At 60.8% G+C, this 24930-nt stretch carries 19 protein-coding genes and 2 pseudogenes; 9 read left to right on the forward strand and 12 right to left on the reverse strand.

Annotated features, from left to right (window positions below):
* Nucleotides 1–28: 28 nt before the first annotated feature.
* Complete coding sequence (locus R5O87_RS23765) at nt 29–1063, reverse strand: LysR family transcriptional regulator (protein ID WP_410554647.1); 1035 nt, start codon at nt 1061–1063, stop codon at nt 29–31.
* A 279-nt stretch (nt 1064–1342) separates the two neighbouring features.
* Here R5O87_RS23765 and R5O87_RS23770 point away from each other — a divergent pair, with 279 nt between their 5' ends.
* From R5O87_RS23770 to R5O87_RS23780, 3 genes are all read left to right on the forward strand, one after another.
* Nucleotides 1343–2839, forward strand: a complete 1497-nt coding sequence (locus R5O87_RS23770) for an APC family permease (RefSeq protein WP_410554649.1) — start codon at nt 1343–1345, stop codon at nt 2837–2839.
* 9 nt (nt 2840–2848) lie between these two features.
* On the forward strand, nt 2849–4324 hold the full coding sequence (locus R5O87_RS23775; RefSeq protein WP_410554650.1) for an aldehyde dehydrogenase family protein: 1476 nt from the start codon (nt 2849–2851) through the stop codon (nt 4322–4324).
* 265 nt (nt 4325–4589) lie between these two features.
* The gene (locus R5O87_RS23780; protein WP_410554651.1) at nt 4590–6047 is read left to right on the forward strand and encodes an aldehyde dehydrogenase family protein; all 1458 of its coding nucleotides are present in this window, start codon (nt 4590–4592) and stop codon (nt 6045–6047) included.
* A gap of 419 nt (nt 6048–6466) precedes the next feature.
* On the opposite strand, the gene tyrS is transcribed toward R5O87_RS23780, so the two are convergent.
* The 7 genes and pseudogenes from tyrS to R5O87_RS23815 all read right to left on the reverse strand — a co-directional run bounded on the left by tyrS (nt 6467) and on the right by R5O87_RS23815 (nt 14116).
* A complete protein-coding gene (gene tyrS, locus R5O87_RS23785) occupies nt 6467–7786 on the reverse strand; it encodes a tyrosine--tRNA ligase (RefSeq protein ID WP_410554652.1) in 1320 nt (439 codons plus the stop codon).
* 1010 nt (nt 7787–8796) lie between these two features.
* Nucleotides 8797–8952 (reverse strand): annotated as a pseudogene (locus R5O87_RS23790) (recombinase family protein); the annotation flags it as partial.
* A gap of 802 nt (nt 8953–9754) precedes the next feature.
* Nucleotides 9755–10093 (reverse strand): DUF202 domain-containing protein, encoded by a 339-nt coding sequence (locus tag R5O87_RS23795; protein ID WP_410554653.1) that lies wholly within the window; start codon nt 10091–10093, stop codon nt 9755–9757.
* Nucleotides 10090–10455: a YidH family protein gene (locus R5O87_RS23800; protein WP_410554654.1), complete on the reverse strand. Its 366-nt coding sequence runs from the start codon at nt 10453–10455 to the stop codon at nt 10090–10092. Before R5O87_RS23800 ends, R5O87_RS23795 begins: the two co-directional genes overlap by 4 nt.
* The gene (locus R5O87_RS23805; protein ID WP_410554655.1) at nt 10448–10891 is read right to left on the reverse strand and encodes a pyridoxamine 5'-phosphate oxidase family protein; all 444 of its coding nucleotides are present in this window, start codon (nt 10889–10891) and stop codon (nt 10448–10450) included. The genes R5O87_RS23800 and R5O87_RS23805 overlap by 8 nt, the downstream gene beginning before the upstream one ends.
* Nucleotides 10892–10987: 96 nt before the next feature.
* On the reverse strand, nt 10988–11629 hold the full coding sequence (locus tag R5O87_RS23810) for a TetR/AcrR family transcriptional regulator (protein ID WP_410554656.1): 642 nt from the start codon (nt 11627–11629) through the stop codon (nt 10988–10990).
* 3 nt (nt 11630–11632) lie between these two features.
* Nucleotides 11633–14116: a glycoside hydrolase family 3 C-terminal domain-containing protein gene (locus R5O87_RS23815; protein WP_410554657.1), complete on the reverse strand. Its 2484-nt coding sequence runs from the start codon at nt 14114–14116 to the stop codon at nt 11633–11635.
* A 244-nt stretch (nt 14117–14360) separates the two neighbouring features.
* Between R5O87_RS23815 and R5O87_RS23820 the strand changes: the two genes are divergently transcribed.
* From R5O87_RS23820 to R5O87_RS23830, 3 genes are all read left to right on the forward strand, one after another.
* A complete protein-coding gene (locus R5O87_RS23820; RefSeq protein WP_410554658.1) occupies nt 14361–15647 on the forward strand; it encodes an MFS transporter in 1287 nt (428 codons plus the stop codon).
* Between the two features lie 90 nt (nt 15648–15737).
* Complete coding sequence (locus R5O87_RS23825; protein ID WP_410554659.1) at nt 15738–16520, forward strand: serine hydrolase domain-containing protein; 783 nt, start codon at nt 15738–15740, stop codon at nt 16518–16520.
* A gap of 29 nt (nt 16521–16549) precedes the next feature.
* Nucleotides 16550–16843, forward strand: coding sequence for an MOSC N-terminal beta barrel domain-containing protein (locus tag R5O87_RS23830; protein WP_410554660.1), 294 nt, complete (start codon nt 16550–16552; stop codon nt 16841–16843).
* A 53-nt stretch (nt 16844–16896) separates the two neighbouring features.
* Here the strand turns inward: R5O87_RS23830 and R5O87_RS23835 are convergent, their stop codons facing one another.
* From R5O87_RS23835 to R5O87_RS23845, 3 genes and pseudogenes are all read right to left on the reverse strand, one after another.
* A complete protein-coding gene (locus R5O87_RS23835; protein ID WP_410554661.1) occupies nt 16897–17064 on the reverse strand; it encodes a hypothetical protein in 168 nt (55 codons plus the stop codon).
* Between the two features lie 487 nt (nt 17065–17551).
* Complete coding sequence (locus R5O87_RS23840) at nt 17552–18217, reverse strand: LysR substrate-binding domain-containing protein (RefSeq protein WP_410554760.1); 666 nt, start codon at nt 18215–18217, stop codon at nt 17552–17554.
* A gap of 48 nt (nt 18218–18265) precedes the next feature.
* A pseudogene (locus tag R5O87_RS23845) lies at nt 18266–18451 on the reverse strand (helix-turn-helix domain-containing protein); the annotation flags it as partial.
* Nucleotides 18452–18611: 160 nt separating this feature from the next.
* Between R5O87_RS23845 and R5O87_RS23850 the strand changes: the two are divergent.
* From R5O87_RS23850 to R5O87_RS23860, 3 genes are all read left to right on the forward strand, one after another.
* Nucleotides 18612–19682, forward strand: coding sequence for a YeiH family protein (locus R5O87_RS23850; RefSeq protein ID WP_410554662.1), 1071 nt, complete (start codon nt 18612–18614; stop codon nt 19680–19682).
* A 169-nt stretch (nt 19683–19851) separates the two neighbouring features.
* Complete coding sequence (locus R5O87_RS23855; RefSeq protein ID WP_410554663.1) at nt 19852–20880, forward strand: AraC-like ligand-binding domain-containing protein; 1029 nt, start codon at nt 19852–19854, stop codon at nt 20878–20880.
* Between the two features lie 300 nt (nt 20881–21180).
* The gene (locus R5O87_RS23860) at nt 21181–22920 is read left to right on the forward strand and encodes a tetratricopeptide repeat protein (RefSeq protein ID WP_410554664.1); all 1740 of its coding nucleotides are present in this window, start codon (nt 21181–21183) and stop codon (nt 22918–22920) included.
* Between the two features lie 806 nt (nt 22921–23726).
* On the opposite strand, the gene R5O87_RS23865 is transcribed toward R5O87_RS23860, so the two are convergent.
* On the reverse strand, nt 23727–24737 hold the full coding sequence (locus R5O87_RS23865; RefSeq protein WP_410554665.1) for a LacI family DNA-binding transcriptional regulator: 1011 nt from the start codon (nt 24735–24737) through the stop codon (nt 23727–23729).
* Between the last annotated feature and the right edge of the window lie 193 nt (nt 24738–24930).

A 24930-nucleotide genomic window follows, 5' to 3' on the forward strand; every position in this document is an offset into this window, starting at 1 on the left:
TTTTCGGCGGCAGGGCGCCCCAATCGTTTCAGTCCGGTCTGGGCGTCCGGGGCGGGGCTTCCTCGACCGGGACGGCGCCAGGCACCACACTGAACGTTGTAATTGCCAGCCGCTTTCCTACTTGACGGAAGGCTTCTACGTGAAGGCGTCGCTCGCCCGTTCGAGTGGCCAGAGCGCTAGGGGAATACGTGCCATCGGTAATCTTCCGGTACACGACCCCGGGTGGCCTATGCAAGCGGGCTGCTGAACCGGGGAAGGTGTCTACGGCTCCCTGGAAAGCGATAGCGTTCAGGCTTTCGGGCACGCTGTTAACTGATGCGGCAATTCGACCGGGCCCACCGCGGAGATCATCAAATGACCAATATCCGCGCCATAGAGGTGGAGCCATTGGGGAGGCGACCACGAAAGCCTGGTCAACCAGATCTTCTGTTAGGACCTCATCGCGATCGGCCAGCTCATGCTCGCGCCCGAGACCGACGTAGCGCGGTTCAGCAAAGAGCTCAAGGACCTGCACCCGCGAGTCGGCGACGGGGGATCGAACGAAGGCCACGTCAACGTCTTCGTTGGCGAGGGCCTCGACCTGATCTGTCATTGTGAGTTCGCGAAATGACAGCTCAACGTCCGGCATGGCCTTGCGGAAAGCGTTGATGATCAGCGGCGTCAGCTCACCAGCGGACTCGTAAAACAAGCCTATCTTGAGTTGACTCTGCCCCATCGCATGGAGAGTCTTGGCTTCCTGGCTTGCTTCGGCCATTTGGGCAAGGATGTCCTGTGCGCGACGGACGAAGACTTCGCCGGCAGCGGTAATCGTTACCCGATTTGCTGACCGGTCGAACAGTTGGGCGCCGATCTGGCGCTCAAGCCGCGCGATCTGCGTGCTGAACGCGGACTGCGCGATATGCAAAGACTCCGCAGCGCGGCCGAAGTGAAGTGTTTCAGCCAGCCTGACCACATATTGAAGCTGCCGAATGTCCACTTTAACCTCCCTGCGGACCTCCTGATCGTAACTTGAGATCGGGCGATCGCTGTTTGTCCGTTGTCCGTCCATTGTGACGACCATCATGCTTGTTTCTACGCCCCTAACTAAGAGTAGGCGCAAGCGGAAGGCACGTACACGATGGCTATCCAGTCCCATGAGGCTACAGACCTCCTTCGGACGGCCCTCAAGCGTCTCATGCACCCCTGTATAGCGTCATCGCTCAACTAACCAGCGTCATTCCGACTGACGGCAATGGGCTGCCGGCCCATTGACGCGCCGGTTCGGCAGCAACACGCATAGGCGTTTCGCTGCGTACGTCGCGCGGGATCCAATACATGACCCTTGCCCCTGAAAGGTCACTCCATGTCTAACACCTCTACGGTCACAGCAGAGACGGCGGGCTCGCTGAAGCGCAACGCTGTCGGTGTGCCCGGTATCGTTTTCTTCGTTGTGGCTGCCGCCGCACCCTTGGCCGCCACGTTGGGGGCGTCCCCGGTTGCCTTCGCATCTCTCGGCGTGGGGGCGCCGGGTGCTTACATCATCGCTGGCATAGTGCTGATCCTCTTCGCGGTCGGATATGCCGCCATGAGCCGTTTTGTCACCAGCACGGCCGGCTTCGCGGCTTACCTTGAGTCAGGCTTCGGACGCATCGCCGGCTTCGTCGGCGCGGCCCTTGCCCTTCTGTCGTACACCTGCATGCTCATTGCCCTTTATGGGATCCTTGGTTTCTTCACGAGTGCCATCGTTGCCGATTTGACCGGCCTGCAGCTGGATTGGAAGATCTGGTCCCTGATCGCTTGGGCAGGGGTGGCAATACTGGGCTATCTGGAAATTAACCTCAGCGCCAAAGTCCTGGGTGTCCTCATGATCGGAGAGGTGCTCATTCTCGCCATCTTCGATGTAGTCGTGATCGCCCAAGGCGGGGCATCCGGTGTCAATGTTGACGCTTTCCAGCCCAGCAACGTCTTCTCAAGCGGCCTGGGCGTAGCCTTGCTGTTTGCGGCAAGTTGCTTCGTTGGTTTCGAGGCAACTGCGATCTATGGCGAAGAAGCCAAAGATCCCCGGCGGACCGTACCGCGTGCGACCTATGCAGCCGTAACATTGATCGCTGTCTTCTACGCGATCTCTACCTGGGCCATCAGCCTGGCACACGGCAGCGACGCAGTTCAAGCGGCCGCGGCGGACGATCCGGGCAACTTCGTCTTTACTGTCACCACCGAATACGTGGGCCACTGGGCCACGGTCCTGATGAATGTTCTCCTAGTGACCAGTTCTTTCGCGGTGCTGGTCGCGTTTCACAACACTCTTGCCCGGTATAGCTTTGCCCTGGGCCGTGCTGGTGCCCTACCACGCTCGCTGGGAAAGTCGCATCACCGCTGGCAGTCACCTCACCGTGCGAGCCTGGCGGTCACGATCGTTTCAATCACCGTTCTTGGTTCGTTCATGCTCGCCGGAGCCGACCCGTTCGCTGAGTTGTATGCGTGGCTCATAGGCGTCGGCACGCTCGGCATAGTGGTTATGCAGTGTGCAACCTCCTTCGCCGTGCTGGTCTTCTTCCTGCGGAGGAACCGGGCCGAACCCCGGCTGTGGAGCGGTGTCATCGCGCCTGTCCTCGGCGGACTTGGCCTGGCAGGAGCAGCATTCCTCGCCGTTACCAACTGGGACCTCCTGACCGGGGCAAAGGAGGGACTGCCGACACTTCTTCCGTGGCTGGTGGTTCTGGCTGTAGTGGCAGGTGTCCTCTGGGCCACCTTCTCCGAGATCCGATCCGTAACGAACGCCGGCCTCGTGCACGATGCTCCCGAAGCTAACGGGCAAGTAGACCAAGAACTCAACAACCAAGACATCACTTCTGAGTAGGACGACGCCATGACAATTACAGCACCAGAAATCACCACGCCCTTCGCGGGACAGAGCACCACACTGCAGTACATCGCCGGGCAGTGGCGCGAAGGACGTTCCGAAAAGGTCCTCACCGTCACCAACCCCTATGACGATGCCGTGCTTACCACGATCCGCCAGGCAAACCTGTCCGACCTCGACGAGGCGTACCGAACCGCCGGGGCGGCGCAGAAGGAATGGGCAGCGCGTACGGCAGGCGCACGCCAGCAGGTGATGACCCGAGCCGCCCAGATCCTGGAAGAACGCCGCGAAGAAATCGTGTCCTGGCTCATTAAGGAGTCCGGATCCACCGCTATCAAAGCCAATGTCGAAGTGACTCTCGCGGCTGCCATCACACGCGAAGCTGCCACGTTCCCGACCAGGGTTCACGGCCGGATTATGGAATCGAACACACCGGACAAGGAAGTAAGAGTCTACCGCCGGCCCATCGGCGTGGTGGGTGTCATCAGTCCGTGGAACTTCCCGCTGCACCTCTCTCAGCGCAGCGTCGCCCCTGCTCTGGCCCTCGGCAACGCCGTGGTGATCAAACCCGCCAGCGATACTCCGGTGACGGGCGGCCTGATTCTCGCAAGGGTCTTCGAAGAAGCGGGCCTGCCCGCGGGAGTCCTGAGCGTCGTCGTGGGCGCAGGATCAGAGATCGGCGACGACTTCGTCGCCCATGAAGTCCCAGGCCTCATCTCCTTCACCGGCTCCACCCCCGTTGGGCGGAACGTAGGTCGTATCGCCACCGGAGGAAAGCACCTTAAGCATGTAGCCCTGGAACTGGGCGGCAACAGCCCCTTCGTCGTCCTGGCAGACGCCGATCTCGACGCCGCCGTTGAGGCAGCCGTTACCGGCAAATTCCTCCATCAGGGTCAGATCTGCATGGCCATCAACCGGATCATTGTCGAGGCGCCGGTTTACGAGGACTTCCTGGCCCGCTTCGCTGCTGCAGCAACCGCGGTCCCCTACGGTGATCCTAAAGATCCCGGCACACTGGTAGGACCCGTGGTTAATAACAGCCAGCTTGAGGGGCTCAAAGCCAAGATTGCCACTGCCCGCAAGGAGGGTGCGCGCACACTGCTCGACGGTGACATTGAGGGCCGCCTCGTCCCCCCTCACGTTTTCGCAGACGTCACGGCCGACATGGAAATCGCACGGGAGGAAATTTTCGGCCCCCTGGTCGGCATCCTTAAAGCCAATAATGAAACCCACGCCCTCGAGTTGGCCAACGACAGCGAGTTCGGGCTCTCCTCGTCGGTTTTTACACAGGACCTGGACCGGGGCGTTCGGTTCAGCCTCGGCATCAAGGCCGGAATGACGTACGTGAATGAGATGCCCGTGCAGGATGAGGCACACATCGCTTTCGGAGGCGAACGTAACTCGGGTCTTGGAAGGTTCAACGGCGACTGGGCCATAGGGGAGTTCACCACTGATCACACCGTCGGTATCAAGCGCCTCTAGTGTCCGCCTTCATGGGGCGTCTGCGCCAAGACCGCAGGGACCTGCAAACAGGGCCGCTTGGAACTGCTCGGCTCAGTCTGCAGCACTGGCAGCAGCCCGCCTAACCATAGGGCGCTTTGACTAATGCACTGTCAAAATCTCCTCCGGGTCCAGCCTCTCGCGGGGCCCGGAGGGCGCTATTCAAACCACCCGGATGAGCAGCCGCAGCGCGAGTGGCGCTTACACCGAGAATTGCATCCAAGAATCAAGACAATTAGGAGTACTTGTGAGCCTGCTGGAATCGTCCCTCTGGGACGGAAAGATCTTTGTTAACGGGTGGACTGCCGGCGGCGGGGGAGTCCAGGACGTGCTGGAGCCTGCAACAGGAAATGTTCTTGGCCGCGTGGGTGTCGCCTCTGCCGCGGACGTGGCGGCGGCGGCCATGTCTGCGGCAGCGGCGCAAGTTGATTGGGCGAAAACCAAACCTGAAGAACGCGCAGCTGTCTTGCGCCGGGCGGGCGATCTATGGGAGCTCCATGCAGCCGAGATTCATGAGTGGATTGTGCGGGAAGGCGGCGGGATTCCGGCGAAAGCTGCCCTGGAAACACACATCGCGGCCAACGAATGCTGGGAAGCGGCGGCCTTGCCTTCGCACCCACACGGAGAGGTTCTGACGTCCAATGAGGACCGGTGGTCATTCGCGCGGCGCCGGCCCGCAGGCGTCGTGAGCGTAATCGCGCCATATAACTTTCCGCTGATCCTGTCGATCCGGTCGGTCGGGCCCGCTCTGGCCCTTGGCAACGCGGTGCTGCTTAAGCCGGATCCCCGTACCGCGGTAAGCGGTGGTGTTACTTTGATGCGCATCTTCGAAGAGGCTGGACTGCCGACAGGACTCCTTCAGCTGCTACCGGGCGGCGGAGACATCGGCGCCGCTGTCGTCGAAGCACCTGAAGTGCGGATTGTGTCGTTTACCGGGTCGACAGCTGCCGGCCGGAAAGTCGGCGAAGCGGCGGCCCGTCTCCTGAAGCGCGCTCATCTGGAACTTGGCGGAAACAACGCTCTCGTTGTGCTTCCCGGAGCAGACCTTGACGCTGCGGCATCAGCCGGCGCCTTCGGCTCATTTATGCATCAGGGTCAGATCTGCATGGCAACCGGGCGTCACTTCGTGCATGAGTCGCTGTACGAGGCATATGTTGAACGGCTGACTGCAAAAGCACAGGGCATAGCGGTGGGCGATCCTACGTCCGGTGCCGTGGCCCTGGGACCCATCATTGACGAACGGCAGCTGGCCAGCATTCACGGCATCGTGGAAGAGTCCGTCAAAAGAGGGGCGACGGTGGCCGTGGGAGGCACTTTTGAGGGCCTGTTCTACCGCCCCACAGTCATCGTGGACCTGGAGTTGGAGAACCCTGCATTCGCCAAGGAGATTTTCGGCCCGGTAGCCCCTGTCGTATCGTACTCGACGGAGGATGAAGTAGTGGACATGGTAAACGCGAACGACTACGGGCTCTCAGTAGGCATCCTCGGCGAGGTGGGACGAGCGATGAAGATCGCCGACCGGATCAACTCCGGCAAGATCCACATCAATGAGCAGACCGTTTCCGATGAGGCGAATGCCCCTTTCGGAGGCGTCGGCTCATCCGGTACCGGATCACGCTTCGGCGGAGCCGCCGCGAACCTCGAAGCCTTTACGGAGATCCAGTGGCTCACGGTCCGTCCGGAGATCGCACCCTACCCCTTTTAATCGTCTGATCGGCCTCATCAAGGTCGGGTGCTGCGCCCTTTCAATGCACGGACAGGCCGATTGTTGGGTTGTTGCCTGTTTACACCAAATGCTGCCGTGGAGGCCAAGAGACGGTTTCCGCGGCAGCAGTGCAGGTGCCCCCGCTCGTCAAGTTCCCAAGTAACATGGACCGTTCCGGCCTATTTTCACCATCGAGTCAGGGCGACGGTATCCGATAATGCCTTTCGATAAGCTAGCGGACGATGCTGCTACCGATACATGGGGCATGGGAGGGCACCGCGACCGTTCGTTCACCTGCGGGGGCCGCTGCTCTGCTTCCACAAGGCGAGGGGCGGACTCCGGGCCCAGGGGAGAGGGCAGGCCAGCCAGTGCTGGCCGGTTACCGTTTCCCGGAGTCTGAGGTCACATTCCTGAGCTGCTCAGTCCGCTCGGCGGACGAAATCCAGGACTTCGACCGTGGCCAGGTTCTTCTTCCCACGACGGAGCAATATGTACTGCCCATGCAGGAGTTCATCCTCGGGAATCGTTGCTTCGGGGTCGAGTACCTTTTCGTTGTTGACGTAAACCCCACCTTCGCTCACGGTCCGGCGGGCCGCCGACTTGGAATCCGCTAGACCGGAGGCAACCATAAGGTCCACAATTCCCAGCTCGTTCATCTGGACGGTGGCGGAGGGTAGTTCGGCTGTAGCCGCCTGAAGGGTCGGCTTGTCGAGGGCAGCTAAGTCACCATTGCCAAAGAGCGCAGCTGAAGCGGCGATGACTCTTTCCGTGGCTTCCACCCCATGGACCAGGGATGTCACCTCGTAGGCAAGCTTCCGCTGGCCCTCACGGGCGAAGGGGCGCTCGGCAACAGCGGTGGCGATATCCTCAATCTCGGCCTGGGTGAGGAAGGTGAAGACCTTGAGACGGTTCACGACGTCGGTGTCTGCGGTGTTGAGCCAGAACTGGTAGAAGGCGTACGGGCTGCACATTCTGCTGTCGAGCCACACGGCATTGCCTTCGCTCTTGCCGAACTTGGTGCCGTCGGTGTTGGTGATCAGGGGCGTTCCGAGGGCGTGGACGCTCTTGCCTTCCACCTTGCGGATCAGGTCGGTTCCGCTCGTCAGGTTGCCCCACTGGTCGGACCCACCGGTTTGCAGCATGCAACCAAAATCGCGGTATAGCTGCAGGTAGTCCATGCCCTGAAGGATTTGATAGCTGAACTCGGTGTAGCTGATGCCTTCGTCCGAATTTAGCCGGGATGCCACTGTTTCCTTTCGCAGCATGGTGCCAACCCGGAAGTGCTTGCCCACGACCCGCAAGAAGTCGATGGCGGTCAGTGGCGCCGTCCAGTCAAGGTTGTTCACCATCCGGGCGGCGTTACTGCCCTCGAAACTGAGGAACCGGCTCACCTGTGCCTGAAGGGAACCCACCCACTCAGCTACCGTGTCCTTGGTGTTCAAGGTGCGTTCCGCGTTCGGACGCGGGTCGCCAATCATGCCGGTCGAGCCGCCCACCAGTCCCAATGGCCTGTGTCCTGCAAGCTGAAGCCGCCGCATGACGAGTAGCTGGACCAGGTTGCCCAGGTGCAGGCTCGGCGCGGTGGGATCAAAGCCGCAATAGTACGTGATCGGTGCACCGGCGAGGAGCTTTTCCAGCTCTGCCTCGTCAGTGGAGACGTGGACCAGGCCACGCCACTTCAGTTCCTGCCAGATGTTGGCAAACGTGGGGTCGTTGTCTTGGTATCCAAAGTTGGCCAATGATGGACCCTTTCATTGAAAGCTGAATCGGAAGCACTGACGATCATTTATGGCACCCTTGCATCTCCCGATGAATGGGAGGTGGGGACTCAGGTCCCGGAGCTGACAGATGCGTGTCGAGCGGTAAACGGGCTGATGCTGTTCACCCGTGCATACACCTCACGCACGCCTCCATGGCACCAATGGATTCGGTTGCAGGTCGGCCGCTAAATCGGGACGGCAATCCGACAAAGGGGCAGGTTAAACGGCGCAGGGCGCTTCTTAGCTCATGCCGGGGCTCTGATGGGTAAGGGCCCATGTGCTGGGGTCTCCCGAAGCAGCGGGGAATACGGCGCCCTCCGAGATATAGCGAATGCGGCCCTGAGGATCCTGCCAGTAACCTGATACGGGGCAATGAGCACCGGTTTTCTGGATTGCTGAGCTTGCGCCGTGATTGCGGGTTCTCTTGCTTACGACGATGCTGATTCTTTTCATAATAGGTTCTCTCGGAGTCGTGGGCGGTAGGTGTGTAAACAGGCGACGTCCGCGATGACAAGCCTGCTGCTCTGCACCTTTCAAATTGGGGGTACTTTCATCCTCAATGTGTTGCTATCAGCCCGCAATGACCGTTCCGCGATCGCCCAATCGCCGTATGCGATAAGAGCTCACGCCGGGACTGGCAGCCAAAATCAGCCCGACCCAAGGACGTCTCGAGGTGCGAAGCAACAGCCGGTCCGGAGCCACGACAAACCAGTACTGAGTCGGTCCGTGTAAATAGTCGCCGCCCCCGCCACTGTCGAGGTGGAGCCAAAGGACTAGACCGTCTTCGGTCACGGTATCAACTCGACCGGATAGTTCAGGTGTGTCATTCTGGACGAGGAAAACCTGTTCTCGTCGGGGACAACATTGCCAGTCCCGAATGTAGTCTGCGTTTTCGGCCGGCAAGAAGGTTTGATGAAGCCCATCCGTCTTACGCCATTCGGCAGCCAACCCTCTGACTGATGAGCAAGTTGTACAAAAATCCATAAGTCTGCGAAGCGAAGCAGCTCGGCGAGGTGTGGCCTGGAGGTGTCCCTGCCCGAGGCTTTATCCGTGAAGACAAGGTCAAGAACGAGGCCGTCGAGCTGGCGCTTCTCGTTCTGCTCCAGCGTGCTTATCCGTACGTACCCGATCCGCTGTCCGCCCACCGTAACCTCCAACCCGAGTGCCTGTGAGGTTGAGTTCCAGGCTCGTACTACAAACAAGTCAAGACCTCACTGCGGCGCTGTCAGATTCAGGTGTACTTCAAGGAGACTAAAGCCTTACCGGGGAAAAGTGACCGAGGCTTTGAGGGGACGAGTTGCTCCCTTCTCAAATGCCAGAAGGGAAGAAACAGGAGACGCGTCTCGTCAAAGAGCTCGCTAATCAACTGTGCGGAGCCCCACGGTTGGAGCGGGACATTAGTTATGAGAATGTATGTGGCTCCATGGCCGCTCGGCCTACTGACCGGCTCTGTCGATGCTTCGTTCAATCTTTGGCAACCAAAGGCTGGACTGTGTGTTCGGCCCATCTCCAGACTTGATGCCCTCTGTTGAAGTTTCCCCGGAACATTCCGAAAGACACCGTCTCGGTGCTTCTGGTAGCCGTTGGCCATAGTTGATACATCGCGGTCTTGGACGGTGAGGTTGGTTGTGGTCAAGAGGGCTGGCTGGTTCCAAGGGGATAAGCGTTTGATCATGTCATTTGCCTCCGATGGTGCGCTGTCCGTCCGGGGTCCGTGAATGCCATGCGGACAGATTGCATCAGGGATGTGAGCGTGGCTGGGTCATTGGTGCTACGGCAAGGGCGAATGCGGCGAGTCTGTTCTCGACGTAGTGGCGCAGGACAGAAAGCTCGGAATTGAACTCCATATCCTCAAGGTAGACATGGGGGTTAGGGTCCCTGGTCAGCCAAGGGACCACATCCTGCCCGCCCACGACGAGGCGAGCGGGGATGGCGTGCATGTTGTCCTTAGTGCTGGATTGTCAGAACCAGAGTCAGCGAGATGATCCCTGCAGCTACGGTCGAGGCGCCAAGGGCGGCCGGAAGGCGACCGTCCGCAGCGCCGGCAGGTGACCCGTCTCTGGTTGTAAGGGTTTGATGGTGCCGGAGGTATCGGCGCCGGACGACGAGCAGTAAGAGGGTTGCCTCGAGAACCCCGCCGACACCAAGCAGCAGTGACAGTGGCCCGAAGATGGGCGGCAGGATCTTCATCGCGGCGAGGGAGCCTGCGAGCAATGCGAGACAGGTCCGTTGCCAGGCCAAACCTGTGCGCTCTGGCTGGAGGCCTTGATCGAAGAGAACGGTCATTTCAGCAGGATTCCGATCAGAATCAGGGTAGCGACCGAGGATAGCAGAATTGTCAGGGGGAGCGAGAGGGGTGCCGGGGGAAGGGGTGAACTCCTGCGGAGCGCGCGTTCTGTTCTCGCCCATCCGGCCCAGGCCTGGAGCGCGGATATGATGCCGGCGAGGATGAGCAGGGTTGACGCGGCGAGCCGGTACCCGGGATGGATGCCGAGGCCGAGTGCTTCGAGGGCGACGCCGCCGGCGATGAGTGCCAGGGCGGTGCGGATCCATGCCAGGAAGGTGCGTTCGTTGGCGAGGCTGAAGCGGGCATCCGGTTCGTCTCCCTGGCTAAAAACCGTTGTGGGGAAGCGCTTGAGCTCAGCCATTGGTTTCGTCTTCGCCAGCTTTATTTGCGCCGAACATCGTGTTGGCGTGCTCCGTCCATTCATCGATTCGAATCCGCACTGCCGTGCGCGGGTTGCGGATCGCGTAGGGGCCGCCGAAGTAGTGCGTTGTCATGCCGTCGATGATCTCGAGGTCCTTGTCGTCGAAGAAGTCAACAGCGGTTCCCAGAACGGTGACGGCTTCGGTCCAGTCATCATTCTTGAGGACTGTCAGGGACATACGGGGGTCCTCGCGCAGGTGTTGGAGCCTGCCGCCGCGGGAATTACCCGAAGCGATGCTTAGCAGGATGTGCTCCGCGTCTTCAGCGAGATAGACGATTTGAACGCTGACGGGGCGCCCGTCGTAGGTGACGGTGGACATGACTGCAGGGTTGGGTTGGGAGATGAAGTCATACAGGTGCTGGGGGAGTGCGGGCATCAGGGCGAGCCTTTCGAGGAGAGAAATGGGTACGTAAGACTGCCCGGCGCTCTTGGCTGGTGCGCGTGCCGGGGGACTGGCCCTGTAGTCGGGCGGCTACTGCTGGGGGCTTGCCCAGGCAGAACGAAGCTGGTCGAGGTACACCCGGAGCTCTGCGACCATTGACATGCTGTTAGGTTCGGCCACCCATTGCTGCTGAAGCCCGTCAAGCACGGCGATGGTGTTGCGGACGATCGCGTCGGCGGGGGCATCCGGAAGGATTTCGCCTGTTCTCTTGCCATCTTCGATTGCTTGGGTGAGCCATTCGCGGGTGCTGCGGTAGTGATCGAGGATCCACTGGTTTGCCGGGTGGTTAGCTTCGGTTGCTTCTGCCGAGATGCGGACGAACAGCCCGATCCATTCGGGTCGCGTGGAGTTACGGGCGACGAGGGCTAGGAGTGAGTCGAATGCGGCCCATCCCAAAGGCGCGGCCCCTTCACCGAAGAGGAATTCGCTGTCTTCCTTTTCGCGCTGTTCGAGCACGGCAGTCAGCAGGGCGGTTTTGTTGGGAAAGTGGTGGAGAAGACCTGACTGGGACAGTCCGGTCCGGAGAGCTACTTCGGCGATTGAGGACTTGTTATAGCCGCTGGTGGAGAACAGTTCGATAGCTGCCTGGATGGCCTTGGCCCTTGCGACGTCTCCAGCTTTTTCGGTGCGGTTCCGCTCGCGTTCTATGCGGTAGCCGGGTGGGTAAGACATGTCTTAGGACTCCTGTCCATTTTCGAGCGGAACCGTGATTCGGGGATCGCCGAGGCCACGTGCAATCACGATTGATCCACCGGAGAGTGGCAGCCATCCGTGTTCTTCCACGTCCCAAGTCCGCTGGGTTCGGAGATCGCACTCAACCTGAACAGTAGTGCTTTGCCCCGGATTGAGGGAAACCTGCGCCCACCCAATAAGTCGTGCAGGTTGGTTCTCGTCGGCGGGAGCGCGGTAGACCTGTATAGTCTCCATGCTGGCCCGCCGGCCGGTGTTGGTCAGGGCCACGGTGACGGTTTTAACGCCTGTCCTGTCCTGGTGGGTGATGTGCGCGGAGGTGTAGTCCCAGGTGGTGTAGCCGAGGCCGTGGCCGAACCAGAACAGGGGCTGTGTCCCGTGCTGGTGCCAGCCGCGGTAGCCTACACGCGGCCCTTCCACGTACTCGAGGCGGCCGTCGGTGGGCGTGGTTTCCCAGGCGGGCCCTTCTCCGTCGCGGGCGGGGAAGGTGGTTACGAGTCGCCCGGATGGCTCGATCTCGCCTGTTAGCGCCGCAGCGACTGCATCTCCCGCTTCCTGTCCGGGAAGTCCGACGAAGACTACGGCGTCGACATTACTGAGCCAAGGCATGAGGACGGGCGTGGCGGCGTTTACAACGACGACGGTTCTTTTCGCGACGGCGGCGACGGCGGCGACGAGGGCGTCCTGGTCGCCAGGCAATGCCAGTGTCTTCTTGTCCTGGCCTTCGGTTTCCTGTTCCTGGGTGTTGCCGACGACGACGATGGCGGTGTCGGCCGATGCTGCTGCTGTCACAGCCTCCCGGATGGCTGCGGCGGCGGTACGGGCGGCCGGTGTGACGACGAGGCCAATGATCCTCATTTCGAAGTGGGGTCCGGTGGTGGCGGTGATCCTGGCACCGCATTCCAACGTCACCACAGACACATGGCTCTTGGGGCGGTGAAGGCCTCCGCCGGGACCATCGTGCGGGGTTACGGTGAATGCCTCGTGGTGACCGGGTGCTGTCACGGTCCATTGGCCGGGGCCGATGACCCCCACCCGCATCCTTTCCGGTGACGGCATGGCGACGTCGGCGGAAAGTTCGATTCGGGCGGCATTGGCGAGCCACCCGTCCTCTGCGACCTCGAGTTCGGCGACGTCAACGTGTCGGGACTCGATGAGTTCGCCCTGCGCGTCCAGGGCGCGGACCCTCATGCCGGGCGTGCCTGTTTCGGGGTCGCGCACAATCGACGCTGGCGCGGCGATCATCCTCGTCCGGGTTTCGACCCCGTCGACGATGGTGGTGCCGGGCCCGAGCGCGGAGGCGAGACCGTCGGCGATGCTCACAATGTGGGGCGGCCGAACGCGGGCCGAGCCGCCGCCTTGGGCGACGGTGTCAGTGGCGTGGCGCCCGATGATGGCGACGGTCCCTTTTTCTGTGGTGATCGGGAGCGTGGCGTCGTTGTTCTTGAGCACGGTCATGCCTTGGGCGGCGATCCTGCGAAGCTGTTCGCGGCGCACGGTGCTGCCCGGGTGCGGAATGTCTGTGGGCCAGGTGCGGTGCCTCCCGAAGGCGCCGACCCGCGCGGCAAGAAGCAGGAGTCGGCGGACATGGTCGTCAATGGTTTTTTCAGAGACATCGCCGAAACGGACGGCTTTTTCGAGAGTCGAGCTCCAGGCCGTGTCAGGTCCAGGCATCACCAGGTCCAGGCCTGCGTTGGCGCTCTCTGATGCTCGCTTTGTAGCGAACCAGTCGGACATGACAAGCCCGTCGAAGCCCCAATCTTGCTTGAGGATGCCATTGATGAGCTCGTCGTGCTCAGTGGCGGTGACGCCATTGACGCTGTTATAGGAGGCCATGATGGTCCACGGACGGGCGTCTTGCTCCACGATTTCGAACGGCAGCAGGTAAAGCTCGCGGAGGGTCCGTTCGTTGACGACGCAGTCAACGGTGGTGCGCTGCGTTTCGGATTCATTGGCGAGGAAATGCTTCGGGGACGCGCCGATTCCCCTGCTCTGCAGCGACCTGACATACGCCGCCGCGAGAACTCCCGTCAGGTACGGGTCCTCGCTGAAGCACTCAAAAAGCCGTCCGCCCAGGGGAGTGCGGTGAAGATTGATCGTTGGGCCCAGAACTATGTGGGTGCGTTGGTCCATAGCTTCATCGGCCAGGAGAGCGCCGACCTCGTCGAGTACGGCAGAGCTCCAGGTCTGTGCAAGGAGTGTGGCATTCGGCAGCAGGCAGCTCTCCCGGCCGCCGACAACTTCTTCTCCACGCACACCAGTGGGACCGTCAGACATGACGATCTCATCGAGCCCGATGGAGGATTCCGGCCACAGACCAAACATCTTCGCTCCCGACAGGTGCCGGATTTTGGACGCCAAATCCAAGGAACGGATCGCGTCCTCGATGAGAACGAGAACCTCGTCGTCCGTCCCTTCGACTCGCCCGGCAGGCACCATGTGGGGAAACTCAGCTGCATGAACGGTCATCGCAAGACTCCTTCGTCATAAGTAGCTGTTCAGCAGACGGGAGATGTACCCGTCCTTGTGCGTTGGCTCACAGCATACCACGACCGACCGTGTACTCGGTCGGTCAATAATTGAGCTATGAAGAGCGGTGATGTAACGATTTGATAACCCGACCGTGCACTCGGTCGGCTTGAGCTATTGTGGTTCCTATCACACGGGCCGGCACGGCTCGATTCCCTCCCTTTTCAAGAAAGCAATGAGACCCATGGTTGTGTCTGATTCTGCTGCAGCACCTGAAGCGCCTAAGGCTTGGTCCGCTGCCCCAGCCCCCGTCCACAAGGCAAAAGCACGCGTCATCGCCACGATGGTGCTCGCCCGGCTGGGGCTGATGATCGCCCTCTCCGTTCCCATCGTCGCTGGCATGACACTCAAGATTCAGTCCCTAGTTTCCGCATCAGACGTTCCCGCGACGCTTGGCACCGTGATTTCAATGGGGGCATTTGCAGCGCTCCTCTTCGATCCGGTTTTTGGCCGCCTCAGTGACCGCACCATTGGTCGCTTCGGACGGCGGCGACCCTGGCTGGTTGCCGGCGCGCTGGGACTCCTGGCGTGTCTGGCAATCATTGCGACGGCCCCGAACACTGTGATCTTGGGCATCGGCTGGTTCTTCGCGCAGGCCCTTGGCAACGCGGCGGTCGCCGCACATACCGCAACCCTGGCAGACCAGGTACCCCAGTGGCAGCGCGGCAAGGTCAGCGGCATGATCGGCATTGCTTCCCAGGCAGCCTCCCTCGGCGCAGCGTACTCGGCAAGCTTTTTCGGGCAAAATATGCTTCTGCTCTTTCTGATCCCCGGTCTTCTCTCGCTGGTGCTGGTGCTCGTCTTTGCCTTCATGCTGCCGGACCAGCCGATCCAGCGCAGGCCCGCCTCAGAAGGCGGCACACGAACCGCGCTGAAAACTTTTTGGGTCAACCCCCGCAAAAACCCCGACTTCGCATTCGCCTGGGTCTCCCGCTTCCTCGTGGTCCTGGCAATGTTCATGTTCGTCACGTTCCGACTTCTTTATCTGCAGCAGGACCTCGGTCTCTCCAAACAAGATGCGGCCGGAGCGCTGGCGACCGGCGTCCTCATTTACACGCTCGCTCTGGTTACAGCCGGCCAAATTGCCGGGTGGATATCCGACCGGCTGGGACGGCGGAAAGTTTTCATCTGGACCTCGGCAATAATCTTCGGAATCGGCACGTGGATGCTGACCTTGGCCAACTCCACGAGCGCCTTCTACTGGGCAGAACTCGTCATCGGCGTCGGCTTCGGTATCTACATCGCCGTTGACCTCGCCCTCGTCATCGACGTCCTACCGAACCCTGAAGACACAGCGAAGGATCTCGGCGTCTTCAACATCGCCATGACAGGACCGCAGACACTCGCTCCAGCAGTCTCAGCAGCCCTGGTGACCATAGGGGGAGGCCACTACGACCTCCTGCTCGCGGTAGCGGCAGGAACCGCCCTACTGGGCGCGCTAACGATCATTCCCGTGAAAAAAGTGCGGTGACTTAACCGTTTTGACCCATCCGCGCGCTGCCCACGCTACCGACGTCAGGAAAACTCCGGACAGCAACCAGCCGGGACCAAATCCCATGACATGTTCAACAGTGACATCGCGCGTTTACACGAGCTGCATTCAATCCCTAACGTCGTCGAGTGCAAAAAATCCACCCTCATGACTCCCTTGGTGTCCGACCCCGGCGAACGCTGGGTCTACGGCATCAACACCGACTGGGTAGGACAACTGATTGAGCGGATAACGCACTCGTCGCTTGACGAGTACCTTCGAGAACAACTCCTGGATCCGCTGGGCATGCACGACACCGGGTTCATCCTCACCGATTCACAACGGAACAAACTGATGGGGATGCACGCTAGGACGCCCGACGGGTCCTTGGTCGAGATGCCGTTTGAAGTACCGCAACAGCCCGATTTTTTTATGGGCGGCGGCGGCCTCTACGGCACCGGCACCGACTATATCCGGTTCCAACAGATGATTCTCCGCCAAGGACGCACCCCTGACGGCCAGCAGATCCTCCGACCCGAGACAGTGGCGGAAATGATCCGCAATCAGACAGGAGACCTGCCAGTAACACCCTTGGAGCAGGGAGTACCCGCCTACACGAACAAGGCGGAGTTCCTGCCCGGAACCCCGAAGCGTTGGAGCCTGGCTTTCATGATCAATATCACTGCAGCACCCACGGGACGGAGCGCCGGCAGTCTCGCCTGGGCAGGACTGGGTAATTCCTACTTCTGGATCGACCCCACTAAAAACGTCGCTGGGCTTCTGGTGGCACAAGTGATCCCCTTTGCTGACAGCGCGCTGATGCGTCTCTTCCGGGACTTCGAGGCCGGAGTCTACGACGGGTTGCCGTGGTAGGCCGGATCCGACGCGTTGCAGGTGGCACCATGCAGATCACGCACCTCTACCGCTATCCAGTTAAGTCAATGGGTGGCGAGGCGTTGGACACTGCACGCGTCCAACGCAACGGTCTCATCGGCGACCGCCGCTTTGCGCTTTTAGACGTGAGCAGCGGCAAGATCGCCAGTGCAAAAAACCCCAGACTATGGGGATCGCTTCTCCGGTTCAGTGCGCGTTATTCCAGCGAGCCCGTATCGGGCCAGCCTCTGCCAGCAGCCGGTTCACTTTTCCCGACGGAACGATCCACCAGAGCGACGCGGAGGACATCGACGGGCAACTGAGTCGTGCAGTCGGCCGAGATGTACGACTTATCACGAAAGCGCCGCCAAATGCCTCATCCGATGTCAGATGGCGAGTGGTAAAAGGACAGGAGGCCAACGAGTGGACGCGCCAGCGAACAGTCCGGGTCGAGGGCGGCGAAGACCTCGTCGTGTTTGAACTTGCCGGTGCAGTTCCCAAAGTGAATGGCGAGGATTCCTTCCTTGACCTGGCTCCAATCCATCTCATCACGACCTCTAGCCTCCGAAAACTCGAGACTCTATCCCCAGGTGTTAGGTTCGACCACCGACGCTACCGCCCAACATAGTCATCGACTCGGTAGGAGCGGGCTTCGTCGAGCAGGAATGGGAAGACAGGACGACATGGATCGATGGCGTGGGGACGCGCGTGCTCCTCCCTACACCGCGTTGCGTCATGTCGACCCTGGCCCATCAAGGACTGCCAGTTGATCGCCGCACGCTCCGCTCAATCGCGAAAAACAACACATTGGAACTGCGGAAACTGCCAGGCCAATGGGCCTGTGCAGGGGTCTATGTCGCACCAATCGGAGAAGGCATGGTCCACGTGGGCGGTTCCATGTCGATCGCGACTGCCGCAAGCGACACGGTGGGCACTGAAAGCGTCATGCCGGCCTAACCCTGCCGCGCGCTGTTTGACGATAACCCATGGCTAAAACAGTCCACTTTATAGCTGGTGCGCGATAATGAGTTCTACCTGGCTGCCTTTGCTATCCGTACGAGTTCAGCGGCTGCTCCGTCCGGACGTCGTTCGGGCAGCCATATGGCCCGGAGGGACCGTGTCAGGTCGAGTCCCTCAACAGGCATGGCGATGAGCTGGCCTGTAGCAATCTCAGCTGAGACCGCAAGCTCACTTAGCACCGCCACTGCTGAACCTTCGAGGGCCGCTGCCTTCACCGCTACGGTGCTGGCAAGCTCCATCCGTGCGTTGCCAAGTGGCGTCCCCGCGCGCTCAAGTGCCCGTGCCAGGGTGTCGCGGGTCCCTGAACCTACTTCCCGCAGCACCAGTTCCGAGGCGACCAGGTCGGTGGCCTGCAGTGGCGTGCGTCGGCGCGCCCAGGGGTGCGTTGACCCCACGACAACAACCAAGGCATCGTGTGCGACCGTAGTTGATGCGACTGTTCGTGGCGGCGCCGGAGTTTCCACAAAGCCAACGGGAACGCGGCCAGCCATAACCTGCTCAAGGACCTCCCCGGAGTTACCAACGGCGAGGCTGACGTGCAAATCGGGGTGTGCACGGCGGAACCGGGCCAGCCAGCGTGGGGCGAGATACTCCGCTATGGTCAGGCTTGCTGCAATGGTCAGCTGCGCCGCGCGCTCCGCAGCGAGTGACCGGGCACCGAGGATCATGCGGTCCATTGCACCGAGAGCCTCACGCGCCCATGCAGTGACAACCTCGCCCTCAGTTGTTACCCGTGAGCCTCCGGGGGTGCGGACGACAAGGGAAAGACCTAGCTGGCGTTCGAGCCGGGCAACTGCGCGGCTTGCATTGGGTTGGGCAATACCCAGACGGCGTGCCGCAGCACCTAGTGACCCCGTCTCCGCGACCAGGACGAGGATTTCCAATGCCGAAAGATCTGGACGACTGCTCATGCATGGACGATATGGGCACCGTACAGCTCATGTCAACTGCGCATGAGTTGAGGCCAGATCGGGGGGTACCCGAGCGGCAGATGTCAGGCGATGGTTGAAACATGACCAGAATTAGGACCTATGGACCGGCTCGCGCCCCCGGTTTCCGCACTCCCATACGATGCGAAGGTACGTGCGGGGGCCGCGCGTGAACCGGTTGCGGGAACTTTTTCCCGGCTTGCTCGCCAGTGCGGCTGCCGTCGCGGTTGCTTTCGGCGTCCATGCGGCGTTGCCCTCGCTGCCGGCGATGACTGCCGCTGTTGCGTTGGGTATTCTGGTGGCGAATGTCCCTATGACGGCTGAATGGTGCAACGGCCGCTGGCAGCCGGGCCTGCGTTTCGCCGGTAAAAATCTTATGCGGGCTGGAGTTGTCCTGCTGGGACTGAAGCTTAGCCTGGGGGATATCGCGGCCCTGGGCTGGCAAGCCGCAGGGCTGGTGATCGCTGTCGTTCTGCTCTCCTTCGCGGGCATCTATGCTTTGGGAAGACTGTTCAGGCTGCCGGGGGACGCCCCTCTGCTGATTGCTACCGGGTTTTCGATCTGCGGCGCCTCTGCCATCGGTGCCATGGCTGCTGTGAAGGGGTCCAAGCATCAGGAAACTGTGTTGCCGGTAGCTTTGGTGACTCTGTGCGGCACACTCGCCATCGGAATCCTCCCGCTGCTGAAGCACCCCTTGGGTCTGAATTCACTGATGTTTGGCCAATGGGTTGGCGCCTCCGTTCATGACGTCGGGCAGGTCGTGGCAACCGCACAGACCGCCGGAGCGGTGGCCCTTAGCGGTGCGGTCGTCATCAAACTAACCCGAGTAGTACTGCTGGCCCCCATTGTGGGTGTGGCAGGGCTTCTGGAACGGCGCCGCCACATCCGCGGCGTTGCGCTTGCTAGAGCAGGGGGGCCGGGCGCGGCAGAGGCGTCGTCGGCTTCCTTTCCGCCGATCGTGCCGTTATTCGTGCTGGGTTTCCTGGCGATGATTGCGGTGCGCACGCTCGGCTGGACCACGCCGGCCGTCCTTGAAATCGGAGGCACCCTCCAGGACGTAGCCTTGGGCGCGGCACTCTTTGGCTTGGGATCAGCAGTCCGCGTCCGGGACCTGTTGCATAGCGGAGCGTCAGCCTTCGTGATGGCCCTGTGTGCCTGGGTCCTGATCGCCGTACTTGGTTTGGGCGCAGTCCACTTAATGGCGTGGCTGTGAGGCCCTGCCCGGACGAGTCGACCTTGACAACGAACAACCGCCAGGCCGAGACTAAAAAACGCTACTGACACCTGTCAGTTGCGGTCATAAATTGTGCCACCGGGTGGGATCCGATGTGCCCAGCTGTCAGGTTCCTCCGGCCAGAAAGCATATCTCTGGAAAGGCGTCAATGAACCGTTCAACAGATTTCGCAGCGCTCCATCGTGGAGCACGCCCAGGAGGTGGCCGCGCCACTTATCTGCCCCATCGGCAGGGGCAGTCTCCGGACACGCGTCTGAGTACAAGCTCTGTTTCAGAGCGTGATGCGTTCTCCTTATGGCGGGAAATCATCAGCAAATCGTTCGTGCCACTAACAGCCGAGCCGGTCGCGAAAGATGGTTTCCGGGGAAACCTCCGGCAGGCCACTATCGGGGGACTGGAGTTGTCTACTGTAGTGGCCGACGGCCAGCGGGTCCGGCGAACGCGGAGTCTGATCGCCCACGGCAGCGGGGAGTTTCTGCTGGCAAGCATTCAAGTGCAAGGGGAAGGGAAAGTAGAACAGGACGGCAGGGCTACGGTGCTCTCCCCAGGTGAGATGGTCTTCTATGACAGTGCCAGGCCCTACGCTTTGTCCTTTGAGCAGCCAATGCATCAGGTGGTGGTCCGGGTGCCTAAACAAGACGTGGTGTTCCACGATTCGCGCGCTTTTACCGCCCGTTCTCTCGGCAGAGGCACACCCGGGGCGGCGGTCGCATCGTTCCTGCTGTCATTCTCCGAAACGGCCATGGTGGACCCTGGCGCGGCGTCCGTCCTGGAAAGCCACGCCTTGGGGCTTCTGTCCGCCGCGACATCCTATGCAAGCCGCACGGCCCCGCCTGCGGTGGCCGTAGATGCCATGGCACAGGAAAAAGTGTTTGATTTTCTTCGCAAGAATCTCGCGGACTCCCGTCTGGACGCTGTCATCATCGCCAAAGCCTGCAATGTCTCGCGCCGAACGCTGTATCGGTTAACGGGCCCCATCGGAATAGGCGGCAGGCTGAGACAAATGCGGCTGGAGCGCGCACGATTTCTGCTGCAGTCGGGGGAGGACCGGCCCATCTCCGCCATTGCGGCAGCGTGCGGCTTTGAGAGCGAGTCAGGTTTCTACCGTGCATTCCGCGCAGCGACCGGAATGACGCCAGTCGAATACCGGAATCGTCAAGGCACGCCCGGTCAGTAACCGAGGCACGGATGGTCAACCATGGCGCCGGTCCCCCCAGCACTCTAGGTAGATAAGTCCTTTTAGATAAAGATCATCATCTAAACCACGTTCGCCTCCTAACTTGGGTCCCAGTGTTTCCTCTGCTCGCAACGGCAGGGATGTGGATGTCCGGATTCGTCTGGCCCCGCCATTGTCCGAGACACACAGAGTTCAAATTCGGGCCAGCCCAGTAGTTTTCGGGTGCTGTTGAACACTTTCATACAGCGCTGCCGTTATTCGTGCCTCACAGGCAAAGAATTTAGATCGATTGGAATTGAGTTGTCCGATTACAACTATGACCTTGGCCTGTATAACCGCGCAGTCACCACGTCCTCGCCTGAGGCGCAGCTATGGTTCGACCGAGGGCTGTTGTGGGCCTACTCTTTCAATCATGAGGAGGCGATCCGATGCTTTGAAAAGGCCCTTGACTCTGACCCGGGATGCGCACTGGCTTACTGGGGCATCGCCTTCGCCAAGGGACCCAACTATAACAAGGCCTGGCGGTTGTTTGACCGTGTCGACCTGGAAGAATCCATTCCATATATACGTTCGGTAATACGAAGCGCCCACAATGCCGCTGCTGACGCCACTCCCGTTGAACGTGCGCTGATCGAGGCACTCACGGCGCGGTTCCCGGTCGATGGCGTCCCCAGTGATCCGGCGGAGTACCGCAAACTCGACCTCGCCTATGCAGACGCCATGCGCCCGGTCTACCACGCACACCCCCACGACCTGGATGTTGCCGCGCTGTTCGCTGACGCGCTCCTGTGCGTTCGACCGCGAGGCCTGTGGGACTTGGATTCAGGAGAACCGACAAGTCCGGGCACCGATGAAGCACGCGGCGTCCTTGAGGCAGCCATGGCGCAGCCTGGCGGGGACGGCCATCCCGCTCTAGCACACCTTTACATCCACCTCATGGAGATGTCGCCCTACCCCGAAATCGCGATTCCCGCAGCAGACAGGTTGCGGACGCTCGTTCCCGACGGATCACACATGTCCCATATGGTCACCCATATCGATGCTGCATGTGGAGACTGGCGCCGGGTTATAGACACGAGCCAGGACGCAGTGGCCGCCGACGAGAAGTTCTTCGGGCGTGAAAGCCGCGTCCTCTGGTACAGGATGTACCGTGCCCACAACCTTCACAACCTGGCATACGCAGGAATGATCTCAGGACGGTACGAGGTAGCTCTCAGTGCGGCGCAGCGGTTGGAGGAGATCATCACACCAGAATTGCTTCAGGTCACGACTCCGCCGCTGGCGGATATCGGCGAACACTTCAGAACAATCCTCCCACACGTGTTAATCCGCTTCGGACGCTGGCAGGAAATTCTTGAGCTCGAACTACCCGGGGACCAAGAACTGTTCTGTTCCACCACCGCCATGATCCTCTATGCACAAAGCATAGCCAACGCCGTCCTGGGTCGCATCCCCGAAGCCGAGAAGGCACGCGACCGGTTCCTCGAGGTTTCAGTGTCTGTTCCGGAAAGTCGCTTGAATACCGTTCCGGTAAAAGAGATCGACCTCCTCAAAGTTGCCGCCGCAGTACTCGATGGGGAGCTCGAATACAGAAAAGGCAATTTCAACCACGCCTTCACCAGCCTGCGCCGGGCCATCGAACTCGAGGACGCCCTGCCCTATGCGGATCCCCCCGCATGGCTCATGCCCGCGCGCCACGCCTACGGCGCCCTCCTGCTGGAACAGGGTCGCTATGAAGAGGCAGAAACCGTCTACCGGGACGACCTTGGACTCGCCGGAACGCTGGCACGACGCCGGGTGCGGCCGAACAACGTCTGGAGCCTACAAGGCTTATATGAATGCCTCACCGTGCTTGGCAAAGATGACGAGGCCAAGAAAATCGTCCTTCAACGTGACATCGCCTTGGCCGCTGCTGATATCGATGTCAGCGTTTCCTGTTTCTGCCGACTGTCCCCAGCAAGCCAACAAGGAGAACCGGGTTGCTGCAGCACCGACGGGCCACAAGACATCCAAACCGACGCGCAACAGTCGTGTTGTTAGGCCTGCCGCAACGTGACACGAGCACAACCTAGGGACCCCATTCCCGTGTCATTGGCGCCAGCCGCACGGATGCTTCTGGAGGTTGTAGTTTGGAAGGCATCGCCATGGCATGACGGGTAGGACCGACCCAGGCCCCATCGTCGAAAGGCCTGTTTTTCGTGGGTGTTGGTCATCTTTCGGCAGGGGCCCGTCCGCTGGGCTGAGGGCGTGGAGTGAAACTTGCGGCCAGCGCTGGGGTGAAAACGTCCTTACGGCGAGTGTCTATGTCGTAATGGACAGCTTTCGTCCCGGAGCCAACGCCTTTGCGCCCTGGTTGCCCGGAAGACCCTCCCAGCGATCGTGGACGCAGGTCAGAATGACAGGCAGCGATATGGCTTGTCGCCTCTCCATGGAAGCCAGCCAGACGGCATAACCTTTTGTGCACCAGCAATAGTCGTAGCCAGGGACAAAGGAATTGAAGCGCGGCGGGGATTCAGCTTCGCGCTTTCAATGCTGCCTTCCCTAGTCCATAAGTTGTTACCGGCTCAGTGACCACCCTTCGCCACGGCTTCCTGTGTGGGACGGTGGTGAGGTTCTCTTGTTGGCGGCGGATTCCCCGCGGCGTTCAGGACGTACTGGACGTTCAGTCCTTCTTGGAACGGCGAAGCCGAAAGTTTGGACGGGGGTGTGGGTGTCATCATCATGATGCGTTCCTGCTTGCTTCCGGCTTGCGGACTGGTGTTCAGGGTGAGAAAGTTCCGGTTTCCGGTCCTCAGGGAGGGCCGGCGAGGCAGAGACAAAGCTTTCCGCGTTCGCGAATCGTGCCCTCAGGCCGACTGGCGGATGATTGTAGTGAAGAGCTCGGCAGTATCCCAGGCCGCAGGTGGTTTTTTGCCTGCCAGAATGGCAGTTACAGTCTCGACGATTCGTCGCGCCTCAGTTACGTGGTCGATCCGAATGGTTGTGAGTGGCGGGGTGGTCAAGGCGGCTGTTGGAATGTCGTCCGCACCGATGATGGCCAACTCCCTCGGAACGTCGACACGAGAGAGTCGGGCACCAGCGATCAGTGCCTGTGCCACTTCATCGTTGTAGGCGCAGACGGCGGTGACCGGCTCGGGGAGGTACTGCCAGTGTTTGATGGCTGCGGCAGCCGATTGCGCTTCGAGCGGCACGGTACATACCTCGGGCGGCAGGAGTCCAGCTTCGGAGCACATCGTCTCCACGCCTTTGAGCCGTGGTCCTGCGAAGTCCACGAGCGCCCGCCGATCGGGGTAAGCGTAGCCGATCCGTCCATGGCCCGCAGCGATCAAGTGCTGGGCCTGCATGCGGCCAATCCTCTCGTCAGGCCGGATGAGACCGCCAGTCGGGCCGTCTTCCGGGGAGAAGAGGACTACTACGGACCTGACGCCCGCTGACCGCATGGCCCGTTCGGTATTCGGTGGGACAGGATGATAGGTCAGGACAGCAGCAGGCGCGATCTCCTGCCACACCTTGCCGGGGTCCTGGATGCCATCGCCTTCGATGTGGGTCACCAGACTGAGACCTCGCTCGCTAAAAGAGGTGGTCAGCTCGGCAAGCAGGGCACCCGCAGCCGATCCAAGGGGCCAAGGGGGAAGAAGACACAGCACAACATCTGATCGGCCGCGCCTGAGCGTGCGCGCGGCAGAGGACGGCGTGTATTCCAGGCGCTCGGCTGCCTCAAATACTCTCTTGCGCGTGCTGTCTGGGATGGACTGGTGGGGAGTGCGGTTGAGCACATAGCTGACCGTTGAACGTGCCACGCCGGCTTCTCGGGCGACATCTTGGCTGGTCACGCGTTTGTGGATGTTGGCCGACACGGCTTCACTGACCTCCCGCTTCCTCAGATCTTGACAACTGACGTGATCAGCCTAACACTGAATGGTGTCACTGACAGGTGTCAATGACACTGTTCAGTGATGTGATTCCCGGTCTTCTTCCGGTTGATGCTGGCGCTACGGGGTGTGGACTCACGAGGTCTGCGGCCTGTGTAGCGCTTCAAGGGGGGCTTGG

Source organism: Arthrobacter globiformis, assembly GCF_046536215.2.
Taxonomy (GTDB): domain Bacteria; phylum Actinomycetota; class Actinomycetes; order Actinomycetales; family Micrococcaceae; genus Arthrobacter; species Arthrobacter globiformis_E.